This is a genomic window from Agromyces sp. Y575, assembly GCF_059445445.1.
Genome location: NZ_JCAIUI010000001.1, coordinates 342,562 through 363,339, shown reverse-complemented (window position 1 = coordinate 363,339; position 20,778 = coordinate 342,562). Strand labels below are relative to the sequence as shown.

23 protein-coding genes and 1 pseudogene are annotated in these 20,778 nt (G+C 65.2%); 10 read left to right on the top strand and 14 right to left on the bottom strand.

Annotated features, from left to right (window positions below):
• Positions 1-467 precede the first annotated feature (467 nt).
• From AC1C2U_RS01835 to AC1C2U_RS01825, 3 genes are all read right to left on the bottom strand, one after another.
• On the bottom strand, positions 468-950 hold the full coding sequence (locus tag AC1C2U_RS01835; RefSeq protein WP_495360014.1) for a hypothetical protein: 483 nt from the start codon (positions 948-950) through the stop codon (positions 468-470).
• Entirely contained in the window at positions 947-1,261 is a 315-nt protein-coding gene (locus tag AC1C2U_RS01830) for a PadR family transcriptional regulator (RefSeq protein WP_495360013.1), read from the bottom strand. Before AC1C2U_RS01830 ends, AC1C2U_RS01835 begins: the two co-directional genes overlap by 4 nt.
• Positions 1,262-1,647: 386 nt before the next feature.
• Positions 1,648-1,998, bottom strand: a complete 351-nt coding sequence (locus tag AC1C2U_RS01825; RefSeq protein ID WP_495360012.1) for a hypothetical protein — start codon at positions 1,996-1,998, stop codon at positions 1,648-1,650.
• 158 nt (positions 1,999-2,156) lie between these two features.
• Between AC1C2U_RS01825 and AC1C2U_RS01820 the strand changes: the two genes are divergently transcribed.
• From AC1C2U_RS01820 to AC1C2U_RS01810, 3 genes are read left to right on the top strand one after another with little or no spacing between them, the layout of a single operon-like run.
• Positions 2,157-2,753, top strand: coding sequence for a hypothetical protein (locus AC1C2U_RS01820; RefSeq protein WP_495360011.1), 597 nt, complete (start codon positions 2,157-2,159; stop codon positions 2,751-2,753).
• Positions 2,750-3,280: an RNA polymerase sigma factor gene (locus tag AC1C2U_RS01815; RefSeq protein ID WP_495360010.1), complete on the top strand. Its 531-nt coding sequence runs from the start codon at positions 2,750-2,752 to the stop codon at positions 3,278-3,280. The genes AC1C2U_RS01820 and AC1C2U_RS01815 overlap by 4 nt, the downstream gene beginning before the upstream one ends.
• Complete coding sequence (locus AC1C2U_RS01810; RefSeq protein WP_495360009.1) at positions 3,277-3,453, top strand: hypothetical protein; 177 nt, start codon at positions 3,277-3,279, stop codon at positions 3,451-3,453. Before AC1C2U_RS01815 ends, AC1C2U_RS01810 begins: the two co-directional genes overlap by 4 nt.
• Positions 3,454-3,756: 303 nt before the next feature.
• Here AC1C2U_RS01810 and AC1C2U_RS01805 read toward each other — a convergent pair whose 3' ends face one another.
• The 4 genes and pseudogenes from AC1C2U_RS01805 to AC1C2U_RS01790 form a co-directional block, all read right to left on the bottom strand.
• Positions 3,757-4,491, bottom strand: a complete 735-nt coding sequence (locus tag AC1C2U_RS01805) for a phosphotransferase (protein ID WP_495360008.1) — start codon at positions 4,489-4,491, stop codon at positions 3,757-3,759.
• Positions 4,492-4,660: 169 nt separating this feature from the next.
• Positions 4,661-4,870: a hypothetical protein gene (locus tag AC1C2U_RS01800; protein WP_495360007.1), complete on the bottom strand. Its 210-nt coding sequence runs from the start codon at positions 4,868-4,870 to the stop codon at positions 4,661-4,663.
• Positions 4,871-5,081: 211 nt separating this feature from the next.
• Positions 5,082-6,575, bottom strand: coding sequence for a hypothetical protein (locus tag AC1C2U_RS01795; protein ID WP_495360006.1), 1,494 nt, complete (start codon positions 6,573-6,575; stop codon positions 5,082-5,084).
• Positions 6,572-7,152: pseudogene (locus AC1C2U_RS01790) on the bottom strand (ABC transporter ATP-binding protein); the annotation flags it as partial. The pseudogene AC1C2U_RS01790 and the gene AC1C2U_RS01795, both read right to left, overlap by 4 nt.
• Before the next feature lie 222 nt (positions 7,153-7,374).
• Between AC1C2U_RS01790 and AC1C2U_RS01785 the strand changes: the two are divergent.
• Positions 7,375-8,538: an epoxide hydrolase family protein gene (locus tag AC1C2U_RS01785; RefSeq protein ID WP_495360005.1), complete on the top strand. Its 1,164-nt coding sequence runs from the start codon at positions 7,375-7,377 to the stop codon at positions 8,536-8,538.
• Positions 8,539-8,559: 21 nt separating this feature from the next.
• Here AC1C2U_RS01785 and AC1C2U_RS01780 read toward each other — a convergent pair whose 3' ends face one another.
• Both AC1C2U_RS01780 and AC1C2U_RS01775 read right to left on the bottom strand, forming a co-directional pair.
• The gene (locus AC1C2U_RS01780; protein WP_495360004.1) at positions 8,560-8,970 is read right to left on the bottom strand and encodes a VOC family protein; all 411 of its coding nucleotides are present in this window, start codon (positions 8,968-8,970) and stop codon (positions 8,560-8,562) included.
• Positions 8,971-8,975: 5 nt separating this feature from the next.
• Positions 8,976-9,728: a M23 family metallopeptidase gene (locus AC1C2U_RS01775; protein ID WP_495360003.1), complete on the bottom strand. Its 753-nt coding sequence runs from the start codon at positions 9,726-9,728 to the stop codon at positions 8,976-8,978.
• Positions 9,729-9,852: 124 nt separating this feature from the next.
• On the opposite strand from AC1C2U_RS01775, the gene AC1C2U_RS01770 reads away from it, so the two are divergent.
• Together AC1C2U_RS01770 and AC1C2U_RS01765 are read left to right on the top strand one after the other, a co-directional pair.
• Positions 9,853-11,103, top strand: coding sequence for an amidohydrolase (locus tag AC1C2U_RS01770; RefSeq protein WP_495360002.1), 1,251 nt, complete (start codon positions 9,853-9,855; stop codon positions 11,101-11,103).
• Positions 11,104-11,457: 354 nt separating this feature from the next.
• Positions 11,458-12,066: an HdeD family acid-resistance protein gene (locus AC1C2U_RS01765; RefSeq protein ID WP_495360001.1), complete on the top strand. Its 609-nt coding sequence runs from the start codon at positions 11,458-11,460 to the stop codon at positions 12,064-12,066.
• Between the two features lie 83 nt (positions 12,067-12,149).
• Here AC1C2U_RS01765 and AC1C2U_RS01760 read toward each other — a convergent pair whose 3' ends face one another.
• Positions 12,150-12,923: an SDR family oxidoreductase gene (locus tag AC1C2U_RS01760; protein WP_495360000.1), complete on the bottom strand. Its 774-nt coding sequence runs from the start codon at positions 12,921-12,923 to the stop codon at positions 12,150-12,152.
• Positions 12,924-13,060: 137 nt separating this feature from the next.
• Between AC1C2U_RS01760 and AC1C2U_RS01755 the strand changes: the two genes are divergently transcribed.
• From AC1C2U_RS01755 to AC1C2U_RS01740, 4 genes are all read left to right on the top strand, one after another.
• Positions 13,061-13,534 carry an NfeD family protein gene (locus AC1C2U_RS01755; protein WP_495359999.1) on the top strand — a complete coding sequence of 158 codons (474 nt, stop codon included), beginning with the start codon at positions 13,061-13,063 and terminating at the stop codon, positions 13,532-13,534.
• Positions 13,535-14,476 carry an SPFH domain-containing protein gene (locus AC1C2U_RS01750; protein WP_495359998.1) on the top strand — a complete coding sequence of 314 codons (942 nt, stop codon included), beginning with the start codon at positions 13,535-13,537 and terminating at the stop codon, positions 14,474-14,476. It abuts the gene before it with no gap.
• A gap of 9 nt (positions 14,477-14,485) precedes the next feature.
• Positions 14,486-15,241, top strand: coding sequence for a glycerophosphodiester phosphodiesterase family protein (locus AC1C2U_RS01745; RefSeq protein WP_495359997.1), 756 nt, complete (start codon positions 14,486-14,488; stop codon positions 15,239-15,241).
• An 84-nt stretch (positions 15,242-15,325) separates the two neighbouring features.
• Positions 15,326-15,691 (top strand): RNA polymerase-binding protein RbpA, encoded by a 366-nt coding sequence (locus tag AC1C2U_RS01740; protein WP_495359996.1) that lies wholly within the window; start codon positions 15,326-15,328, stop codon positions 15,689-15,691.
• Here the strand turns inward: AC1C2U_RS01740 and lnt are convergent.
• The 4 genes from lnt to tatA are packed head-to-tail and all read right to left on the bottom strand — an operon-like array spanning position 15,688 to position 20,753.
• Positions 15,688-17,250, bottom strand: a complete 1,563-nt coding sequence (gene lnt / locus AC1C2U_RS01735; protein WP_495359995.1) for an apolipoprotein N-acyltransferase — start codon at positions 17,248-17,250, stop codon at positions 15,688-15,690. The genes AC1C2U_RS01740 and lnt overlap by 4 nt on opposite strands.
• A 30-nt stretch (positions 17,251-17,280) precedes the next feature.
• The gene (locus AC1C2U_RS01730) at positions 17,281-19,710 is read right to left on the bottom strand and encodes a DEAD/DEAH box helicase (RefSeq protein ID WP_495359994.1); all 2,430 of its coding nucleotides are present in this window, start codon (positions 19,708-19,710) and stop codon (positions 17,281-17,283) included.
• A 12-nt stretch (positions 19,711-19,722) separates the two neighbouring features.
• Complete coding sequence (gene tatC, locus AC1C2U_RS01725) at positions 19,723-20,535, bottom strand: twin-arginine translocase subunit TatC (protein ID WP_495359993.1); 813 nt, start codon at positions 20,533-20,535, stop codon at positions 19,723-19,725.
• A gap of 5 nt (positions 20,536-20,540) precedes the next feature.
• A complete protein-coding gene (gene tatA / locus AC1C2U_RS01720) occupies positions 20,541-20,753 on the bottom strand; it encodes a twin-arginine translocase TatA/TatE family subunit (protein ID WP_495353999.1) in 213 nt (70 codons plus the stop codon).
• Positions 20,754-20,778 lie beyond the last annotated feature (25 nt).

The following is a 20,778-nucleotide window of genomic DNA, read 5'->3' as shown; positions in this document are numbered from 1 at the left end:
ACTACGCCATAGTCGCCGAGGTAGGGCGCACGGCTGTTGCGAGAGAAGTCGACCGTTTGGAGGTGGCGCATCTCGTTGGTGCTCAGACCCCAGCCGTACAAGGTCTTCAACGCGACGGCATCGCGCCATGCGCTCAGCGCGCCACGCCGGCCGGAGTCCAGAATCCTGGCTACTTCGAGGTCAGCGAGGTCGAAGAGTTGCTGCACCTCGCGTTGCGTGAAGGGGCGTTTCTGGCCGTCCGGTGTTCTGCTGTGAGTGCGTGACGCGGTTATGGGGGAGTTGGGAAGCGTTACCTGATTCTTCCCTATTTGCACATCTCGCCTATTTGCACATCTCGCAAATAGTGTGAGTTTTATCGGTGAGAAGCAATATTCGATCTGTCGATATTGAGGCCCGCCATGCCCCGCGTCGCTGCGGGTAGTCAGCGTTCGGAACGCGCGGCAGAGTTCTAAGGCGTCGGCCTCTCATCAGCTGGCTGGCGTGGACCGACGCGCTCTCGCCGCGATGAGCACGAGACTTGCTATTCCAGCGGCGATCGCCGCAGCCGCAACCCCGATCATGACAGGAACCAATTCCAACTCCAGACCGCCGTTGGGCAGGCGAAAGCCGAGATCGCTTCCGGTGACCGAAAAGTGAGTCAGCGCAATATTGAGAAGGCCAAGGGCTCCCAGCGTCCATGTGGTCGCAATGATGGTGAGCAGAAATGTTCTCATGCGTGGAGAGATTTGCATCGGGCGTTCCTTTCCTGGTGGAGTGTCGGCTTCACTGAGTTGCCGGCCGTTCTGCAGCGAGACGGCGATGCGCGCTGCGCCTAGGGCAACCTGGGTGGGCTTGATCCCGAGTTCTTCGCAATCTCGGAGGTCTGCGAGGAGTGCTTCTCGCCAGATTTCGCGGTGTTCTGGGCTGATCAGAGCGCTGCTCGCCGTCACGATCATCCGGGAGATGTTCATGCCAGTCTCGGCTCTATCGGCGCGGGGTGATCTTGTTGCCGTCTGAAGTCCGCTGTGACGCGCTGAGCCTCGACGCGGCCACGAGACGTGAGTTGATACAAGCGACGTCGGGGACCAGTCCGTCCGACGTCGGACTCCCAAGATGCGTCGAGCCATCCACCTTGCTTGAGGCGATTGAGTATCGGGTAGATACTGGCGGGAGCGCGGCCGGTGTGTTTCGCGATCCGCAAGCCCCAAGTGGGTCCCTCCTCGTCGAGGAGAACCTCAAGCACCTCGACCGTTGGAACAGTCACGCGAGTAATTGGCCCCATGTCGGTTAAGCTACCTATGCAAAATAAGCTTGTCAACGATGCCAGAGGCGGAATCTGACCAGCCACACGGCCGCCACGCACCCGTCACTGCATTCTCGCCGGATGATCAACGGGCGTCAGGCCGCGCTCAGGACTCGAGCAACATGGCGCCGGTGAACAATGCCGACCTGAACATCGGAACTCGCGCCAACTCCAGCGCCATGCGCGGAAACTTGCTGATCAGACGCGGCATTCGTCGGCATTACGCAACCGGACCGATGGGGAAGTGGATAGGAATCCGAATCGTGAATCTTTTGCAATAATGCCTCTTCTGATGGTGAAGTCCCTTAACCGTTTTTCCACAACGCTCGATCCAGGCGCACGGCCATATCGGCGAAGCGGCGGTTTCAGCCGATTCTTTGGAGCAGCATGTCTGCTGCGGTGGAGAGAGACACGACCCAGTACTGAGTGACGATCACGGCGACCACGATGAGCACGGGCGTTGCTGTCTTGGTGCGGTTCACAAGGCTCACGACGACGAGCGTGAGCATCGTCGCGATCGCGATCGTCCCGCCGGCGACTTGCGAGAAAGCCATTCGAACGAAAGCCGCATCGTCGGGTGCCGACCAACTGTTGAAAGCGAACGCGAGCACCAGCGGTACTACGAGCACGCCTCCGACGGCCGCCCACACGTAGTAGCGGCGCCACGGTGTCGCAGTGGTCGACAGCGTGACCTTCTCAGCCTGCAGAGTGCTCATCCCCGCATGCTAGCGGCCGGAACGACCGCGATCGAGGAGTGATTGGCGGGGCATGTTTCTTTGCGCTCCAACGAAATGTTCTCCCGTCGAGGACATTTCACCCACCCGCGGACATGTATGAGTAGGGGACAGGATGGACGTGAGGACGGTTTTCACTGATGGATGATCAACAGCTCGATGAACAGCTCCGCGCGAGCGCGCCAGCTTTTGCCGAGCGCAGCCAAGAGCTCGTTGGGGCGATGGCCGCAATGAGTTCCGAGGGCCGGGCCTCACGCAAGCATCGCCGGCGCTGGTTCGGCACAGTCGGGTTGGTGGGAGCGCTCGTAATTGCAGGCGCGGGCACGAGCACGGCCATGGCATTGCCAGCCGTCAGGCAGTTCCTCGGCTGGGAAGTAGATCGCACGATCACTTACACGACTGAAGACGGTGGCAACTGCACGGTGCTGCTCGGCCTCGACTACCAGCAGTGGCGCATGGGCCAACCCAAGACGGAAGACGAGATGTATGCAGCAGCGATGAGCGCTGCCGACAGCGTTGACTTCTCACAGGCAGGGATCGACAAGATCGTCGCCGATGCGCGCGCGGAACTCGAGGTAGATGATCCATTCTCGATTCTCGCAAACGCGCCTGCCGAGTTCGAAGAGTATGCCGTCTCGGAAGCGATCATTGACGCCCTCGATGAAGCGTTCGCCTCGGAGGGGATCGTTCTGGCCGGCAGGCAGCTACGTGTGGCGTGTGAGCGGGGCAGCGCATGAGTCGTCGCCAGGGCCGTGACGATGCTCTCGAACGAATCATTGCGCAGAATCTCTCCGACCTGCTCGCCTACGCCGAGCGCCGCGTGGTGGACCGACCTGACGCGGCAGACGCCCTCGGCGACGCTCTCGAGATCGTCTGGCGGCGGAGCGCGCGCGTGCCTGCAGATCCGACCGCAGCGCGTATGTACCTCTTCGTGGTGCTCCGCAACGTCATTGCGAATGCCACGCGTTCGCGTCGACGGCAGTCGGCGGCGCTCGAACGTGTCCGAACCGAGCTTTCCGTGCAGCGAGCACCAGATCCCGATATTCGCCTCGATGTGGCGGACGCGATCGCGAAGCTCGCTCCACCGCAAGCGGAGCTCGTCCGCCTGATCCACTGGGATGGGTTCAGCATCGCCGAGGCCGCGACGGTTCTGGGCATCAATGCGTCAACAGCCAGGGGCAAGTACGCGAGGGCACGCGAAACCATGAAGCAGGCCCTCGTCGCTCCGGAAGAGGAACATCCACGAGAGGAGATCCGACGATGAGCGGATACCTGATTGCGCTGATCGCTTCGGGCGGTACGGCGATTACTGTCGCAATGATCGCCGGGATCGTATTGGCGCGCTCGCGTCCGCGCCGCTCTAGGACCGGGAGCTCAGAAATCGACGTCGCGATCGAACAAGCGCAGGAGCAAATCGACAAGGGACGGATGTTCTGACGTCGTTCCAGCCTGCGCGCTCGAGTGCGCCAGATCCTGCCAGATCCTGCACTTTCTGCAGATAGGGGATTTCCATTCGGACATAATGTGCATTATCGGCTCTTGGTGAACGGTCGGGCAACCGGTTGCCTGCGCCACTCGAGAACCTTGCCGACGCCCCCCGCGATCTGGTCGCGGAACGCTCCTGCTCACCAGTGGAGGCCGCGCGTTGAGGGCGACAGGTTCAATGTGATTTCAGTGAGCGGGAGCCGCGTCTTCGATCGATCGACGTCCCGCCAGTCGAAAATGAAGCCCGAGCGGCTCTCAGCTGAGTTCTGCGGACGTCGATGGATTCATGTCAGCTGAGACAAGCTCGAGTACACGCTGAGTGGCATCCTGATACACAGTGAAGTCAGCTTGCGCCTGCTGGTTGAACCAATCGGTCGCGATACGGAAGATGAGCGCGCGCAAGACGTACTGCGCGAAATGATCGGAAAGTTCGATCGTCTCGAGCAACGACAGAGGTGCTCCCTCACAGCACACCGCGTCCACAGCGACGATCGCGATGGAGTACTGGACCGGCCGCCAGTACAGCGTCAGATCGATGACCGCGGGCGCCTTCGTCTCGTCGAATAGAACATTCCCGGTGAGATCGCCGTGGACGATGCCCGGAGGATCTGACACGAACTGGCGTGCTGCGAGCAGTTCGGCGAGAAACGGCGCGCCGTCGAGCTCGGGAAGGGCGCCCTCTCCCCAGGCGAGACGATCAGCACGGGCCCAGGCGTGAGTCCGTTCATCGAGAAAGGCGGGCCTGTCGACTCCTCGGTATCGATCTGTGAACACGCGAGCGACATTCGCGATCTCAGCCCACATGCCCGCTCGGTGCTCACCTTCGAGCACAGGGAACGCGGTCCATCCTTCGACGACCAACTCCCCCGCCCGGCTGATGATCGGCAGACTCTGCCGGATGATCCCTCCGTTCGCGTCGCCCAAAGCGTTCACACCGTGCTCGCGTAGCCAGTCGAGTTCTTCGGGCAGCACGTCGAGTGGTTTGAGCACAACGTCTCCGACCCGCCACGCAGTTCCTCTGCCTCCCATCAATCGAACAATCGGACCGGTGGCGCCAAACGCCTCGAGTACGTGTGTTGGCGGGCGCATTCCGCGATCCTATCCAACGCACTCCAAGCATCAGCAGAGCCGCCGGGCGTTCAGTCCGTTTCGGCGTGCCCTATGCGGGATGAGCGAAGAAGCTCCCGAACACCGGCCAGATGTAGAGCAGCACACCGACGGCGAGAACTGCGACGCCAGACCAAAGCACCCACCGACTGACGCTCGCCGGTGCCGAGTTGACGTAGTTGTCCAGGACCCACCCGACACAGCTCCACAGAGCGCCGATCCCTAGAACAACGATCGCCGCCGGGACGAGGATGTGATTCATGGCCTCATCCTGGTAACAACCGCGCCGTCATCAGGCTCGCCGCCCGCGAACATGTCTCGGTCGCTTTGCCAGAGGCAGAGCTGCCGGCCAGAGCTGCGGCTGCCGCGTCAGGGTGCGCATTGCGGATGAATCGGCGTGCCACGTCGAGCGCTGCTTCATGAGCCTCGAACTCCACAGTTCCTCCTTGAGGTTGGTTGAGCATAGCCGGATGCTATGACCGGTGGCGCCAGCGGTTGATCCCGACTCCGATGAGGGTGGCGGCCACAGCGACGAGGAGAACGGGTGCCTCGAACACGAGCGCTACGGCGGTTCCTGCAAGTGCCGCGAGGAGCGGGCCGTCCAGGGCCCATGTCAATTGGACGACCGCGCTGAGATCACCCATCGGTGTCGGGATCGGGGTGAGCAGGACAGGCGGGAACGGGCCCTTCAACGCGTTGCCGACGCGGGCGATCAGGCCGAGCAATCCGAGAACGAGTGAGGTGATGATCGGCACGCCGGGGGCGATTCCGGCGACGATCGAGCACGCGACGACCATCGCGAGCAGCACGATGACAGTCACGGTGAGCGGAAGGAGCATGTGGTTTGCGAGCAGATGCAGGTCGCTGATCCCGTAGAGGGGGAAGTCTGACGCGACACTCGCGGCGTGCCGGATTCCGTCGGTGAGTGGGCCGAGCCCGGCGAAGAGGATCAGGCCGGCGGCCGCGCCGAGCAGCCAGCCCGGTGCGGCCGGCGCGAATGCAAGCGTGAGAAGCACTCCAGCACTCGCGAGGGCGATCATGCCGACGACGAGTCGACCCGGCGTGCGGGTGACCCCGATCGCATCACGGATCAGGAAGATCATCGGCAGTCGATGCATCGGTCGGACAGCGCGGATGCGCCGACCGATGTGCGGTCTTCCCCGGTAGATCGTCGCGGCTGCGCTGAAGTCCATGACCGTCGCGTGGCTCGTCGCGGAGCTCCAGCGCGCGGCTTGCTCTGCCAGCGCCGCCGACTCGAGCCGGTTCATCAGGCCAGGAACTGCGGCGACGAGAGCGACGACGAGAGCGGTCAGAGCGAAGAGACTGTCTGACGAGCCGCTCCCTGGATAGGCGAGCCCGACCCATCCCCATGGAGTGAACGGCTGCATGACCGGGACTGCACCCGTCGTCGCCCCGAGCATCAGAAGAACCAGAGCGACGGGCACAGCAGCGCGCGGGAACGCTTGACCGGTGAGCCAGGCAACGGTGGTGATGACCCCGACGAGCGTGCCGAACGCGGTGAAGATCACGACGCTGATCGGGTCGGCCAGCCCGTGGCTCAACAAGCTGCCGCCGACCAGCCCGGCGACGATCGTCGTCAGCGCGGTCACGAGCGCCCCGGCACGCAGCAACGGGCCCCGAAGCGTGTCAGACCGTGGCAGGTCGCTGGTGGCGAGGGCATAGGTCAGGAACGGGGCCAGCAATGCCGGGCCACGGTCCCGGCCGATCAGCAGCGCGCACGCCCACAACGTCGCGACGACGAGCACCGTCACTCCGGATGCGGCAGGCGAGGCGAAGGCCGCGACCGCCTCGGGACTCGTCGCGCTCAGCCACACGGCACGGCCGACCGGGGCGACTGCGACCCCGGCGACCATGAGGATCGTGTAGATCACGAATGCGCGATCACCTGCTGTGCGGATGTTGCGCGCCCGCCAGATCCTGATGGCGACCCCGGCTCTCGCGCTCATGCAGCCGTATCCAGCAGTAGCGTGCGATCAGCCAGTTCGTGCGCGAGCACCGGGTTGTGCGTGGCGACCACGAGTGTCGCGCCGTCATCACGTCGAGCACGCAGGGTGCGGGTCACCGAAGCGACGCGCTCCGGGTCCAGCCGCTGCTCCGGTTCGTCGAGGATCAGAACCTCGAACGGCCTGGCCAGCACCAGCGCGAGGCCCGCCAACTGGGTCTGGCCCGATGACAGCTCGTGTGGGAACCGCTCCCCCAGCGCGTCGAGCCCCAACTCCGCGAGGACGCTCTGCGCGACCTCAGTGGCCGCCGACGGATCGTCGACCCACGTGGTTGCGACCAGAGTGACGTGATCGACCACAGTGAGGTCAGGCGCCATCGGCGGTAGCCCGATCATTGCGGCGACGCGTCGACGGAAGCGACTGTCACGCTCGACCACCGCGGCACCGCCAACGCGCACGCTCCCGCTCGACGGCTTCAGTGCCCCGGCCAGCACTCGCAGCAACGTCGATTTTCCGGCCCGTTCCTGCCACGCACGACCAGCGCTTCACCGCGCTGCGCCGTCACCGAGACGGGTGCCAGGAGCGTCACGTCGCCCGCGATGACGCCGACATCGTTCACTTCGATCATCCGACCATCCTCTCAGGGCGGAATTGATCAGTGGGCGACACCACACCGAGCGGCGCACCGGCGTCTCCAATCTGAATCGCGTCTTGCGAGCCGCAATCATCTTTCGGATCCGTGCCTGGTAGCAGTTCCTTCTTTAGGACAGAAACAGTCCATAAGGCTCGATACGTTCATTCCATGACCTCCGAAAACACCGACATTCGTCCTTTCCGCATCGAGATCCCGCAGGCCGAACTCGATGCATTGAATGCTCGACTGGCAGGCGCCCGCTGGCCCGACGAACTTCCCGGCGTCGGGTGGAGCTACGGCGTACCGGCCGACTACCTGCAGGGGCTGGCCGAGCACTGGCGCACCTCATTCGACTGGCGCGCGCAGGAGGCGAAGCTCAACGAGTTCCCGCAGTTCACGACCACGATCGACGGGCAGAACATCCACTTCCTGCACGTGCGCTCCCCCGAGCCGAACGCGATGCCGCTGATCCTCACCCACGGCTGGCCGGGCTCGATCGTGGAGTTCATGCAGGTCATCGGGCCGCTCACCGACCCCCGCGCCCACGGCGGCGACCCGGCCGACGCGTTCCACATCGTCGCCCCGTCGATGCCGGGCTTCGGATTCTCCGGACCGACGCACGAGACCGGCTGGGACATGTCGCGAATCGCGCGCGCCTGGGCGGAACTGATGAGCCGGCTCGGCTACGAGCAGTACGGCGCGCAGGGCACCGACACCGGCGCGGTGATCTCACCGATGCTCGGGGCCATCGACTCCGAGCATGTCGTGGGCGTCCACGTCAACGGCAGCCTCGGCTTCCCCAGCGGAGATCCGGCAGAGCTCGCCGGCATGAACGAGGCCGAGCTGGCCCGACTGGCCGACATGCAACGACAACTGCAGGAGGGCTCCGGCTACGCCGTGATCCAATCGACCCGCCCGCAGACCATCGGCTTCGGCCTCGCCGACTCCCCCGTCGGCCAACTCGCCTGGATCGTCGAGCGATTCAAGGAGTGGACCGACCCGGCGTTCGAACTTCCCGACGAAGCCGTCGATCGCGACCAGTTGCTCACCAACGTCAGCGTGTACTGGTTCACCAACACCGCAACCTCCGCCGGACGACTCTACAAAGAAGGCCAGGCGAGCTGGGGCAACCAGACGCAACGCTCAGAAGTACCCTCGGGGGTCGCAGTGTTCCCCGGCGACGTCGGAATCCGTTCCATCGCCGAACGCGACCACAACGTCGTGCACTGGTCCGAGTTCGAGCATGGCGGCCACTTCCCAGCCATGGAAGTCCCCGAGCTGCTGGTCGGCGACGTGCGTACGTTCTTCCGCGCTCTCCGGTGGGCCTCTTGACACGCGGTGACCGCTGAGCGTCTATCGAAGCTCTTGAATTCGGATGAGGTTGCCCGCGGGATCCCGAACGGCGCAGTCGCGAACTCCGTAGGTCTGCTCAGTCGGCTCCTGGACGATCTCTGCGTTTCCGGCCATCAGTCGTGCGAATGCATCATCGAGATCGGGCGTGGCGAGGAGGATGCCGGCATACGTTCCCTTGGCCATCATCTCGACGATGAGACTGCGCTCGTCGTCGGTGACTCCCGGGTCGGCCGCGGGCGGCTCCAACACGATCGACGTGCCGGGCTGATCGGCCGGGCCGACTGTGATCCAGCGCATTCCGTCGTACCGGATGTCGCTGCGGACCTCGAAACCGAGGATGTCGCGGTAGAAGACCAACGAGGCGTCGGGGTCATCGTGCGGAAGGAAGCTCGAGTGGATGGTGATGTCCATGACCGTCACGATAGTTGTCGATCAGGCCCGCCGCTTCTCGGATCCTGCCCGATCCGCGCTGCTTCGACGATCGACCGTTCACCTGGTATGCCGACTTCCCGAATCAGTGGCCGATGCACCCCACGTGGCCACTCTCGATAGTTCCGAAACGACATCGGAATGCCCCGGGCGACGGAGAAGTCATCGCTGTCCATCACTTGCATGTGCAGATGGGGCTCGGTCGAGTTTCCGGAGTTTCCGCATTCGGCGATCGGTTGTCCGGCCGTCACCGCATCGCCGACCGCGACACGCATCGAACCGCTTCGCAGATGAGCAAGGGCCACGAACACACCACCTTCGGGCAGCGCGATGGTCAGCGAGTTCCCCGCGATCGCATGCACCCCTTCCCGGAGGCGGCCGGCCTGACCCAGCATGTACGGCAGCAGCGCCAACTGCGACCGCCGCCCGACGTGATCGATCTCGCCATCGTGCACGCCGACGACGACCCCGTCGGCCGGTGCCAGGATCGGCTGCCCGAAGGCGAAGAATCGTTCTGCCGGTTCGGTCGCGAAGAACGTGCGCCAGTCACGGTGCTCCCCCGTGCGTCGGCGATGATCGACCGCGACGAAGTCGATGGCGTAGCGCTCGCCGAAGAGATCCACGCCGTGACTCGGCACCCGCCGCGCAGGACTGTTCTGCGCCATCCAGGTACCAGTGAAGGGCAGCGAGAGCACCGTCTCCAGCGTCATCGAACCCCGCGCTGCCGACTCATCCGTCATGTCGCAAGCCTAGTCAGCGCCATCGCCACTACCCGAGCCCGACGTCACAGGTCTAGCGGCCGTCGAGTAAACCTCATATCCTGCAGGCAGGGAAGTCGCTGAACGTTCAGGGGGAACGACGCTCATGGGTACAACTGCGCACGACAACATCAACATCGATCCGGCACTGGCCGATCTCTACAAGGACATCCACAGCCATCCGGAGCTCGGTTTCCAAGAGCATCGCACCGCCGACATGGTGGCGAAGCGGTTGACGTCTCTTGGGTTCGACGTCACGACCGGTATCGGCAAGACCGGGGTGGCCGGGGTGTTGAAGAACGGTGCGGGGCCCACGGCGCTGCTGCGCGCGGACATGGACGCGCTGCCGGTCAAGGAGGACACCGGCCTCGACTATGCCAGCACGGTGACGGCGACTGACGAGCACGGCAAGGTCGTTCCCGTGGCGCACGCCTGCGGGCACGACCTGCACACGACCTGCCTGCTCGGTGCAGCCGAGATCCTCTCGTCCGACACCTCCAGCTGGGCCGGCACGCTGGTGCTCGTCTTCCAGCCAGCAGAAGAACTCGGCGCCGGCGCACAGGCCATGGTCGACGACGGACTCTACGAGAAGGTCCCGAAGCCCGACATCGTGCTCGGTCAGCACGTGGCCCCACTACCGGCCGGCAAGATCGCCGGACACGCGGGCGCTTCGTATGCCAGCTCGGATTCGTTGCTCGTACGCCTGATCGGCAAAGGAGCGCACGGATCGAGGCCAGAGAACTCGATCGACCCGGTGGTGATGGCGGCCTCGACCATACTGCGGCTCCAGACCATCGTGTCGCGAGAGGTTCCGAGCACCGATGTCGCGGTCGTCACGGTCGGCTCGATCCACTCAGGGGATGCTGCAAACGTCATCCCCGGCGAGGCCGAACTGCAGCTGAACATCCGCACCCTCGACACGAAAGTGCGCCAGCACATCCTCGATAGCGTCGACCGCATCGTCAAAGGCGAAGCCACGACCGCCGGCGCTCCTGACCAGCCGACGATCACCGAGATCGAGCGGTTCCCGGTCGTGGTGAATGACGCGGCCGCGCTCGGCAAGACACTCCAGGCGTTCGCGGCGTGGCTCGGACCGGACAAGATCCTCGACCCGGGCGCAGGAGCCGGAAGCGAGGATGTCGGCGTCCTCGCGACGAGCGCGAATGCACCGTTGTCGTACTGGCTCCTCGGCGGCACCGACCCGTCGCTGTTCACCACCGGAGACATGAACGACCCCGCGCTGCTCAAAGTTCCGTCCAACCACTCACCGCACTACGCACCGGTCATCGAACCGACCCTCACGATCGGCGTAACGGCGCTCGTCACCGCCGCGAGGACGTGGCTCCCGTCCCAGTGATGCGGCCCGGGGCATCCGGCACTCATCGCTCAGCAGCGTTTGTCGATTCCTGAGCCGTCAAGACGGCCCTTCGGTCGACCATCGGTGATGACGGAACGATCCGGTCAGGCGTGTCGCATCAGCGGTGCATCAAACCTGGGAGAAAGCTGAGCACTTCCCGGCCTTCGTCGTCGCTCCCCCGAGGCTCGGGCGCTTCCGTGACGCCCCGTGCCCGGATGTCGTCGCGGGCGAGCCCGACCACAGCACACCGTCACGCCGAGACTTCCGACGACTCGCGGTTTCACATCCAACACTCAGCCGACAGAGGGCCATAGCCTGACCCTGCACAGCACCCGCCGCCAGAAAGGACACATCATGTCTACGTCGCAGCCCAGTGGGGTCTTCGCGTCATTCTCGCTCGACGCTTCGTCACTCACGAAGTCGGCGATCAACACCATCCGCGCGACGCTCGGCATCAGCGGCGCCGTCGCGCTCATCTTCGGCCTGTTGATCACCTTCTGGCCCGAGAGGTCCGCCGTGGTGATCACGGTGCTGTTCGGCATCTACTTCCTGATCGCCGGCATCGCCTACCTCGGCCTCGGCATCTTCTCGAAGGGCATCTCGGGCGGTGCTCGAGCGCTCGACATCATCCTCGGCTTGCTCTTCGTGATCGCCGGAATCATCGTGCTCACGAACCCGAGCGGGTCCGCCGTGTTCCTCGGCATCTTCCTCGGTATCCTCGTGGGCATCCTGTGGATCGTCGAAGGCGTCGTCGCACTCGCCCAGTCCAGTGATGCGGGTTCGAAGGGGTGGGCGATCTTCTTCGGCATCCTGAGCATCGTCGCCGGCATTGTGCTGTTGTTCTCGCCGTTGTGGGGCGCCGTCGTGCTCTTCATCGTCGCGGGCATCAGCCTGATCGTGCTCGGCATCGTGCAGATCGTGCGCGCATTCACCTTCGGACGCGGCGTCACGGCTGCGGCATAGCTCGAACGAACGAACGGCCGGCCGAAGCAGTTGCTTCGGCCGGCCGTTGGCCGTCTCAGGTGAGCGAGTTCGAGCGGGTGCGCTCAGGCATCGCCTTCGCGAGCGAAGCCTGAAGTGTCGCCGACGTACCGGGTGTTCTCAGCGGGTACAGGGTCGACGGCGGCCGATGCGACCTCTGCGGCGAACTCCGCGACGTTGAAGAGCCGCCCTGCGTCTTGCTTGCGCGCTTCGATCGCGCCGGGGTTGGCCCGCTCGAGCAGCGTCGCCGTGATGGTGCCCTCGATCATGTCGCCGGAGACGACGACGAATTCGAACCCGGCCGCCTCGAGCTCCGGCAGCTTGGCGCGCAGCGCGTCTTCACCGGCACGCTTCGAGAGTGCGACCGCTTCGTACTCGGGCATGGTCGGCGTCGTGCGGATGAAGTGCGCCTGGTGGCTCGTGACGAACACGACGCGTGCACCGGGCGCGAGGTGCGGCCGTGCACCCTCGACCACATTGACCTGAGCGTCGCGGTTCAGTCGCATCGCGTAGTCCTCGCCCATGCCGGTCTCCATGCCGCCGGAGGCATTGAGCACGAGGATGTCGATCGGGCCGAGCTCCGCGACCGCACGATCGAACATCGAGGCGACGGATGCCGCATCGGTCAGGTCTGCCGCGATCGCGATCGCCGTGCCGCCTGCCCCCGAGATTTCGGCCACGACCTTCTCGGCACGGGGCGCCTTGCTGCGGTAATTCACGACGACGGATGCTCCGGCTGCAGCGAGGTACCGGGCTGTGTCGGCGCCGATTCCACGCGAGGAGCCGGTCACGAGGGCTACGCGGCCGTCGAGCGAACCGGGGGCGAGCGGGTTGGTCACAGTGGTACTCCTCGAGGCTGAACGGACTTGGTCCGCGGCGGAACAGGCGAACCGAGACTATCAACTCCGCAGGCTGATCCCCGTGGGGTCATGCGCACTGATAGTTTCGGTACAGGCCGCGTGCGAAGGAGAACGAATTGGATGTCCTGACCCAGTACGCGTGGATCGTCTGGCTGGTGTTGATCCTGGCGTTCGCGACCATCGAGGTCTTCACTCTGGAGATGACGTTCCTGATGCTCGCGCTCGGCAGCGTTGCCGGGCTCCTCTCCGGGCTCTTCGGCATTCCGTGGTGGGCGCAGTTCATCATCGCGGCACTCGTCGCGATCGCGCTGATCCTGTCACTGCGGCCCTCCTTGCTCCGAATGCTGCGCCGCGGCGGCGACCCGGCGCGGAGCAACATCGACGCGCTCATCGGCGCCGACGGTCAGGTCGTGCGCACGGTGACCGCAGCGGGTGGGCAGGTGCGCCTGCGGAACGGTGATGTCTGGACGGCTCGATTGTCGCCCATCACCGAGCAGTCGGATGTCGCGGTCGGCGAGCGAGTGCTCGTCACGGGTATTGACGGGGCGACGGCCGTCGTCGTCCCGATTGAGAGGAGCACTGGAGTTTAGATGGATATTTCCAGCATCGTCGTGACGGTCATCGTCATTGCGATCGTCATCTTCGTCATCGTCGTCTTGGCGAAGTCGATCCGCATCATTCCGCAGGCGTACTCCGGCGTGGTCGAGCGGCTGGGGCGGTACCACAAGACGCTCAGCCCGGGCTTGAACGTCCTCGTGCCGTTCATCGATCGGCTTCGCCCGCTGGTCGACATGCGCGAGACGGTCGTCTCCTTCCCGCCGCAGCCGGTCATTACCGAAGACAACCTCGTCGTCTCCATCGACACGGTCGTCTACTTCCAGGTGACCGATGCGCGAGCAGCGACCTACGAGATCGCCAACTACCTCGGTGCGGTCGAGCAGCTCACGACCACGACCCTTCGAAACGTCGTCGGCGGGCTGAACCTCGAAGAGGCGCTCACATCGCGCGACAACATCAACGGCCAACTGCGCATCGTGCTCGATGAGGCGACCGGCAAATGGGGCATTCGCGTGGGTCGCGTCGAGCTGAAGGCGATCGACCCGCCTCACTCCATCCAGGATTCGATGGAGAAGCAGATGCGCGCCGAGCGTGACCGTCGCGCGCTCATCCTCACAGCCGAGGGCACCAAGCAGTCCGCGATCCTCACCGCCGAGGGTGCTCGTCAGGCTGCGATCCTCTCAGCGGAGGGTGATGCGAAGGCCGCGGTGCTCCGCGCTCAGGGCGAGGCCGAAGCGATCCTCACGGTCTTCGACGCCATCCACAAGGGCGACCCTGACCCGAAGCTCCTCGCCTACCAGTACCTGCAGACACTCCCCCAGATCGCACAGGGCGAGTCGAACAAGCTCTGGATCGTGCCGAGCGAACTCACCGAGGCGCTGAAGGGCATCGGCAAGGCGTTCGTGCCCACCGCCCCGACTGGGCCGGCCGGTTCGACTCCGGATGCCTCAGGGGCCACCGGTCAGCGTTTCTGACGCCGGTCCGTGGTCTCCGCGTACTTCGAGCCGTCGAGGCCGCGTGTGCTCGCGCACCGCGGCCTCGCGCTCGATGCCCCCGAGAACACGCTGCTCGCCTTCGCGAAGGCGGTCGCGATCGGCTGCGAGTACATCGAGACCGACGTGCACCTGACGCACGACGGCGCCGCTGTGGTGGCGCACGACCCGAACCTCGAGCGTCTCGCCGGTCGCCGGGTCGAGGTCGCGAAGCTCACAATGCCCGAGTTGCGACGCATCGATCTCGGCCACGCCCAGGGCTTCTGCTCGCTCGAGGAAGCGCTCGATGCATTCCCCGAGACGCGGTTCAACATCGATGTGAAGGTCGAGGGTGCAGTCGCACCAGCAGTCGAAGCAGTCCGCCGGCTTCGGGCGGCACCGCGCGTTCTGCTCACGAGCTTCTCTGAACCGCGCCGTCGACGGCTCGCCGCGCAGGTGCCCGAAGCGGTCACCTCGGCGGGCGCAGCAGGCGTCATCCGCGCTCGTCTCGCCTCGCTCTCGGGTTCGACGAAGATCCTCACCCGATCTCTCCGAGGTGCCCGAGCGCTGCAGGTGCCAGAGCGCGCCGGCCCACTGCGACTCGTCACCGAACGGTTCGTGGCGGCCGTGCACCGCGCTGGCGCCGAGGTGCACGTGTGGACCGTGAACGAGGCGCCCGACATGCAACGATTGCTCGATCTCGGCGTCGACGGTCTGGTGACCGATCGCGCAGACATCGCATTGCCGCTCATCGCCGCTCGAAACTGAGAATTCCCCGCTAAACATCAGCCTGCGGAAAGGGAACGCCCAGCTTGATCGTTTAGACATGTAGACGAGCGAAAGGAGTACGCCATGGCGGACAGGAGCCTACGGGGAATGCGCATCGGCGCACAGAGCCTGCAGAGTGAAGACGGCGTGGTGTTCGCTGACCGGGCCGAATACGCCTATCGCTGCGAGACGTGCGGTCGCGAGACCGTGATGACGTTCTCCACCGAGGCCGAGCTGCCCGAGTCGTGGGAGTGCAAGCACTGCGGAGCATCCGCAACGCTGCTCGTGGATTCGAAGCCGGTCGAGATCGACCGCTCGGGCGAGAAGGTCGCACGCACCCACTGGGACATGCTGCTCGAGCGCCGCACTCGTGCCGAGCTCGAGGAACTGCTCGAAGATCGCCTCAACTACCTGCGCGCCCGCCGCGGCCAGCAGAAGATCGGCGCTTAGACCGCACTCGTCTCACTGGTCTCATCGTCGCCGTCACGAGATCGACGGCGAGCGATGAGGCCCGAGGCGATGAGTGCCGCAAGCGATCCGATCGTGATCACGAGTGGAACGCTGCCACCGAGAACCACTGACGGGGTGAGCCCGTCGCGAAGTTCGACGTCGGTGACCATGGCGCCGGGCTGATCGGCCGGGAGCGAGTCGATCGTACGACCCGTCGGGTCGATCACCTGACTCGTGCCGACGGTCGAGATGTTCACAACCGACCGGCCCGTCTCGATCGCGCGGAGTCGTGCGATGGCAAGCTGCTGCTCATTCTCGTCGGTGCCGCGGAAATCCGCGTTGTTCGTCTGGAGCATGTAGAGCTGCGCGCCGTCGCGCGCGCCCTCCCAGATCACTTCGTCGTAGATGACGTCGAAGCAGATCGCGAGCCCCGTGACCGCCTCGCCGAGGTCGAACACGGGCGCGTTCGTGCCGGGAGTGTAGCCGCGCTGGATGAGCCCCGTGAGATCGCCGGCGATCGCGTCGAAGAACCAGCGGTCGGGGATGTACTCGCCGAACGGTACGGGGTTGCGCTTGTCGAATTGATCGACGGCGCCCTCGTCGGCGCGCCAGAGCAGCGATGAGTTGAAGTAGAGCTCGTCGCTCGTCGTCACCGTGTTCAGCACGATCGGCGCATCGAGACGTTCGGAGAGCCCATCGAAGATGCGTGCAACGGACTCACTTCGAGTCGGGTCGATGTCGGAGCCGCCCTCGGGCCAGAGCAGCACGTCGATGCCCGGTTCATCAAGGATCGGCTCGGTCGCTGCGAGCTGTGCCGCCAAGACGTCGCCGGGCTCACGCTCGTCGAAGTATCCCGCGGGCCCGTTGCCCTGCACGCTCGCCACCCGGATCTCGCCGGCAGGCGTCGTCGGCCAAGCCGGCACGAGTACCGCGACGGCGACGAGGCTCACCGTCGGCACCGCGAAGCTCAGGCGGCGCCAGCCCGCCAGCCGGACCCATTCGATGACGCCCGACACGAGAGCGACCATGAGGAATCCGAGCCCGGTCGAGCCCACCCATGACACGACTTGGGCGAACGGGCTCTCCGACTGACTGAGGGCGGCGCGACCCCACGGGAATCCGCCGTAGGGGACGCTCCCGGTCGCCGCTTCGCGCACGCACCAGAGACCGGCCACGAGCAACGGCAGCGCGATGAGCCTCACCCACGGCGAGGTACTCACGCGTGGCATCCATCGGTACGCGAGCGTGATCAGCACGCCGCCCCCCGCGACGAAGAGCGACTCGAGCACCGAGAGCGCGAGCCAGGGCACAGGACCGAGATAGAGCGCCGTCCACGACACCTGCAACAGGTAGAACGTGATCCCGAACGCGAAGCCGACGAGGGCGGCGCCCCAGGCGGATCGACCGATCAGGCCGATCAGGCCGAGCCCGATGCCGAGGAAGGCGGCCGGCCAGATGCTTGCGCCCGGAAAACCGAGATCGTAGGCGAACCCACCCGCGATCGCGGCGAGCACCGCACCCCAGAGCGGCAGCAGGGGGCGAACGGCGTTCTCGGGCACCAGCTCAGCCTAAGCGACGACGAAGGCTGTTCAGGCGACGGTGCCGTACGCCACGACGCCCCGGCGCACGGCGTCGATGGCCGCCCGCGCGGTGGCGCCGAGTTCGGCATCGGCGACGATCGAGACCTGGTCGAGCAGATCCACCACCTGCTTCGTGAGACGCACGAAATCACCCGCGGCGAGCTCGGTGTCGCCGAGCACGGTTCCGAGCCCGGTGCCTCGCGCCCACGAGTGCATCGCCGAGGCGAGCGCAGGTGACGGAACCTCGCTGCCGGGAAGCCGATGCTCGCGCTCCAGGTCGTCGAGCACACTCCACGTGTCGGTCGTGCGTTCGAACGCCTCACGGAAGCGCCCGCGCGGCAGCCGATACTCGACACCGCTGTCGTCACGCCGCGGCTCGTAGACGAGGGCCGCGGCCATCGCGGCCAGCCCTGCTTCGTCGAGACCATCCCAGAGACCGCGCCTCAGGCACTCTGCCACGAGCAGGTCGCGCTCACCGTAGATGCGCTTCAGGATGCGCCCGGATGAGGTGGAGACGAGCGCGCCGTCGCTGTCGCGCTCGAGATATCCGAGCGACTCGAGCACTTCGGTGACCCGGTCGAAACGCTTCGCGACCTGACCCGTGCGGGTGCGGATCTGGCGTGAGAGCTGCTCGTGCTCCTGCTTCAGCCGCCACCAGCGCTCCGCCCATCGAGCGTGCGACTCGCGCTCGGCGCAGCCGTGGCACGGGTGCGCGCGCATCGCCTTGCGGGCGGATACGAGCTCACGCTGCATCCGCTCGCGTTGCCCGTGCGTCGGATTGCCCTTCGACGTCTGCCGTTCGATCTCGCCGATGCGACGGCGAAGTGCCGCGTACTCGCCGAAGTCACCGAGGTGACAGGTCATCGCCTGCTCGAAGCCCGCCATCGACTCCTCTTGCTTGCGCAGGGTGCGAGCGAGATCGACGACGGCGCGGTCGGCCTGGAACTGTGCGAACGAGAGCTCGAGAATCTGTCTGGTGCGTTCGCGACCGAACTGGTCGATCAGGTTCACGGCCATGTTGTAGGTCGGCCGGAAGCTGGAGTTGAGCGGGTAGCTGCGACGCGATGCCAACGAGGCGACCGCTTCCGGGTCGAGACCGTCGACCCACTGGATGACGGAGTGCCCCTCGACGTCGATGCCCCGCCGGCCGGCGCGCCCCGTCAGCTGGGTGTACTCCCCCGGCGTGATCGGCACGCGAGCCTCGCCGTTGAACTTCTCGAGCTTCTCGAGCACCACCGAACGCGCCGGCATGTTGACGCCGAGGGCGAGCGTCTCGGTGGCGAAGACGATCTTCAGCAGCTTCAGCTGGAAGAGCTCTTCGACGATCTCCTTGAACGCGGGCAGCATTCCGGCATGGTGGGCGCCGACGCCGCGTTCGAGACCCTCGAGCCACTCCCAGTACCCGAGCACAGCGAGGTCTTCGTCACGCAGCACGCGCGCCCGCGATTCGACGATCTGCCTGATCTCGGCGCGCTCAGCCGAGTCGGTGAGACGGATGCCGCTGCGCAGCACTTGCCGAACGGCCTGGTCGCACCCGGCACGCGAGAAGATGAATGCGATCGCCGGCAGCAGGTTCTTGCCCTGCAGGAGGGCGACGACCGCCGCACGGTCGGCACGGCCGTTGCCACGCGCTTCGCGATGGTAGCGACCACGGTCTCCGCCGCGCTGCCCTCGTGTCGACCGGCTGGAGATCGAGCGTCCTCCGGCTCGAGCGAGCTGCTTCAGCTCGGGGTTCACCCGGTGGGCCGCCGCCTGACCCGAGGAGTCGAAGAGGTCGAGCAGCTTCGCCTTCACGAGCACGTGCTGCTCGAGCGGCACCGGACGCTCTTCGGAGACGATGACGTCGGTGTCTCCGCGCACGGCCTGCAACCAGTCGCCGAACTCCTCCGCGTTGGAGACGGTGGCCGACAGTGAGACGAGGCGCACTGCCTCGGGCAGGTGGATGATGACCTCTTCCCACACTGCACCGCGGAACCGGTCGGCGAGGTAGTGCACCTCGTCCATCACGACGTACGCGAGCCGGTCCAGCAGCGGAGAGTCGGCGTAGAGCATGTTGCGCAGCACCTCGGTCGTCATGACGACGATGCGCGCTCCGGAGTTGATGTTCGTGTCACCCGTGAGCAGACCTACGGACTCGGCACCCCAGGCCTCGACGAACTCCTGGTACTTCTGGTTCGAGAGCGCCTTGATCGGAGTCGTATAGAAGACCTTTTCGCCGGACTCCTGCATCGCGAGGAACACTGCGAACTCGGCCACCACCGTCTTGCCTGCGCCAGTGGGGGCAGCGACGAGCACGCTTCGGCCCTCGTCGAGCGCGCCGCACGAGGCGAGCTGGAATGGATCGAGATCGAAGCGGAGACCCGCGACGAACTCGGCGAGACGGGGCTGGCGGTGCTGCTGGCGAGACTGCGCGTAACGCTCGGCCGGCGAGGGGCTCATCACCCCTTCAGCCTAGACAGCTGCGCCGAATTCGGCCTCGTTGCGGCGCGCGACACGGCGATCGTGCAGATGCGCGATGAACCATGCAGCGAAGTAGAGCACGATCATCGGGATCGCGAGCATGAACATCGACACGACATCGGCCGACGGCGTCGCGATGGCCGTGAACAGCACGATCACGAGAATCGCCACCCGCCACGATTTGATGATCGCCGCCGCGCTGATGACGCCGGCGAAGTTGAGCAGTACGACGAAGACCGGCACGACGAAGGCGATACCGATCGCGACGACGAGTTTCAGCACGAAGTCGATGTACTCCTTGGCGGTGAGTAGCGACAGCGAGCCTTCGGGAACGAATCCGGTCATGAGCTTCACGATGTTCGGCAGCACGAACCAACCGGCGGCGCAACCTGCGAAGAACAGCGGAATCGCGGTCACGAAGAAGACGAGTGTGAAGCGCCGCTCCCGCGTGTTGAGTCCCGGCACGAGGAAGGCGAAGACCTGATAGAGCCAGACCGGACTCGAGAGCACGATGCCGACGGTGAATGCTATCTGCAGATAGAGATCGAACCCACTCGAAATCGTCGGAAAGACGAGGGATGTCTCATTCGATCGCGCCTCGGCGACGCGCTCGACCGGTTCTTGGAGCGCGTTCCAGATGAACAGATTCGTGAGCCACCAGCCGATGCCGGCGCCGACGACGATCGCGATCGCCGAGATGAAGAGGCGCTTGCGGAGTTCGATCAGGTGCTGACCGAGCGACATCCGCTTCTCGGGGCTTTTCTTCTCGCGGCTCTTCTCGCCGCGATCATCCACCGCGGTCACCGGAGTCAGGACTTCTTGCCGGAATCCGGCTCTTCGGTCTTCGTCGTCTCGTCGCTCGGTGCCTCGCCGTCAACCTTGTCGGAGCGGACTTCGGTCTTCAAGATCTTCATCGACTGGCCGAGGCTGCGAGCGAGCGCCGGGAGCTTGGGGGCTCCGAAGAGCAACAGGATGACCACGAGGATGATCAGCGCGTGCCAACCGGTGAATCCTTGCCACATGGGGGTTCGTCCGTTCGTCGGTGAG

Excerpts from the sequence above, each read along its gene's own strand:
- AC1C2U_RS01835 (WP_495360014.1), bottom strand. The coding sequence starts at position 950 with ATGAACATCTCCCGGATGATCGTGACGGCGAGCAGCGCTCTGATCAGC.
- AC1C2U_RS01830 (WP_495360013.1), bottom strand. The coding sequence starts at position 1,261 with ATGGGGCCAATTACTCGCGTGACTGTTCCAACGGTCGAGGTGCTTGAG.
- AC1C2U_RS01825 (WP_495360012.1), bottom strand. The coding sequence starts at position 1,998 with ATGAGCACTCTGCAGGCTGAGAAGGTCACGCTGTCGACCACTGCGACA.
- AC1C2U_RS01820 (WP_495360011.1), top strand. The coding sequence starts at position 2,157 with ATGGATGATCAACAGCTCGATGAACAGCTCCGCGCGAGCGCGCCAGCT.
- AC1C2U_RS01815 (WP_495360010.1), top strand. The coding sequence starts at position 2,750 with ATGAGTCGTCGCCAGGGCCGTGACGATGCTCTCGAACGAATCATTGCG.
- AC1C2U_RS01810 (WP_495360009.1), top strand. The coding sequence starts at position 3,277 with ATGAGCGGATACCTGATTGCGCTGATCGCTTCGGGCGGTACGGCGATT.
- AC1C2U_RS01800 (WP_495360007.1), bottom strand. The coding sequence starts at position 4,870 with ATGAATCACATCCTCGTCCCGGCGGCGATCGTTGTTCTAGGGATCGGC.
- AC1C2U_RS01795 (WP_495360006.1), bottom strand. The coding sequence starts at position 6,575 with ATGAGCGCGAGAGCCGGGGTCGCCATCAGGATCTGGCGGGCGCGCAAC.
- AC1C2U_RS01785 (WP_495360005.1), top strand. The coding sequence starts at position 7,375 with ATGACCTCCGAAAACACCGACATTCGTCCTTTCCGCATCGAGATCCCG.
- AC1C2U_RS01780 (WP_495360004.1), bottom strand. The coding sequence starts at position 8,970 with ATGGACATCACCATCCACTCGAGCTTCCTTCCGCACGATGACCCCGAC.
- AC1C2U_RS01775 (WP_495360003.1), bottom strand. The coding sequence starts at position 9,728 with ATGACGGATGAGTCGGCAGCGCGGGGTTCGATGACGCTGGAGACGGTG.
- AC1C2U_RS01770 (WP_495360002.1), top strand. The coding sequence starts at position 9,853 with ATGGGTACAACTGCGCACGACAACATCAACATCGATCCGGCACTGGCC.
- AC1C2U_RS01765 (WP_495360001.1), top strand. The coding sequence starts at position 11,458 with ATGTCTACGTCGCAGCCCAGTGGGGTCTTCGCGTCATTCTCGCTCGAC.
- AC1C2U_RS01750 (WP_495359998.1), top strand. The coding sequence starts at position 13,535 with ATGGATATTTCCAGCATCGTCGTGACGGTCATCGTCATTGCGATCGTC.
- AC1C2U_RS01740 (WP_495359996.1), top strand. The coding sequence starts at position 15,326 with ATGGCGGACAGGAGCCTACGGGGAATGCGCATCGGCGCACAGAGCCTG.
- AC1C2U_RS01730 (WP_495359994.1), bottom strand. The coding sequence starts at position 19,710 with ATGAGCCCCTCGCCGGCCGAGCGTTACGCGCAGTCTCGCCAGCAGCAC.
- tatA (WP_495353999.1), bottom strand. The coding sequence starts at position 20,753 with ATGTGGCAAGGATTCACCGGTTGGCACGCGCTGATCATCCTCGTGGTC.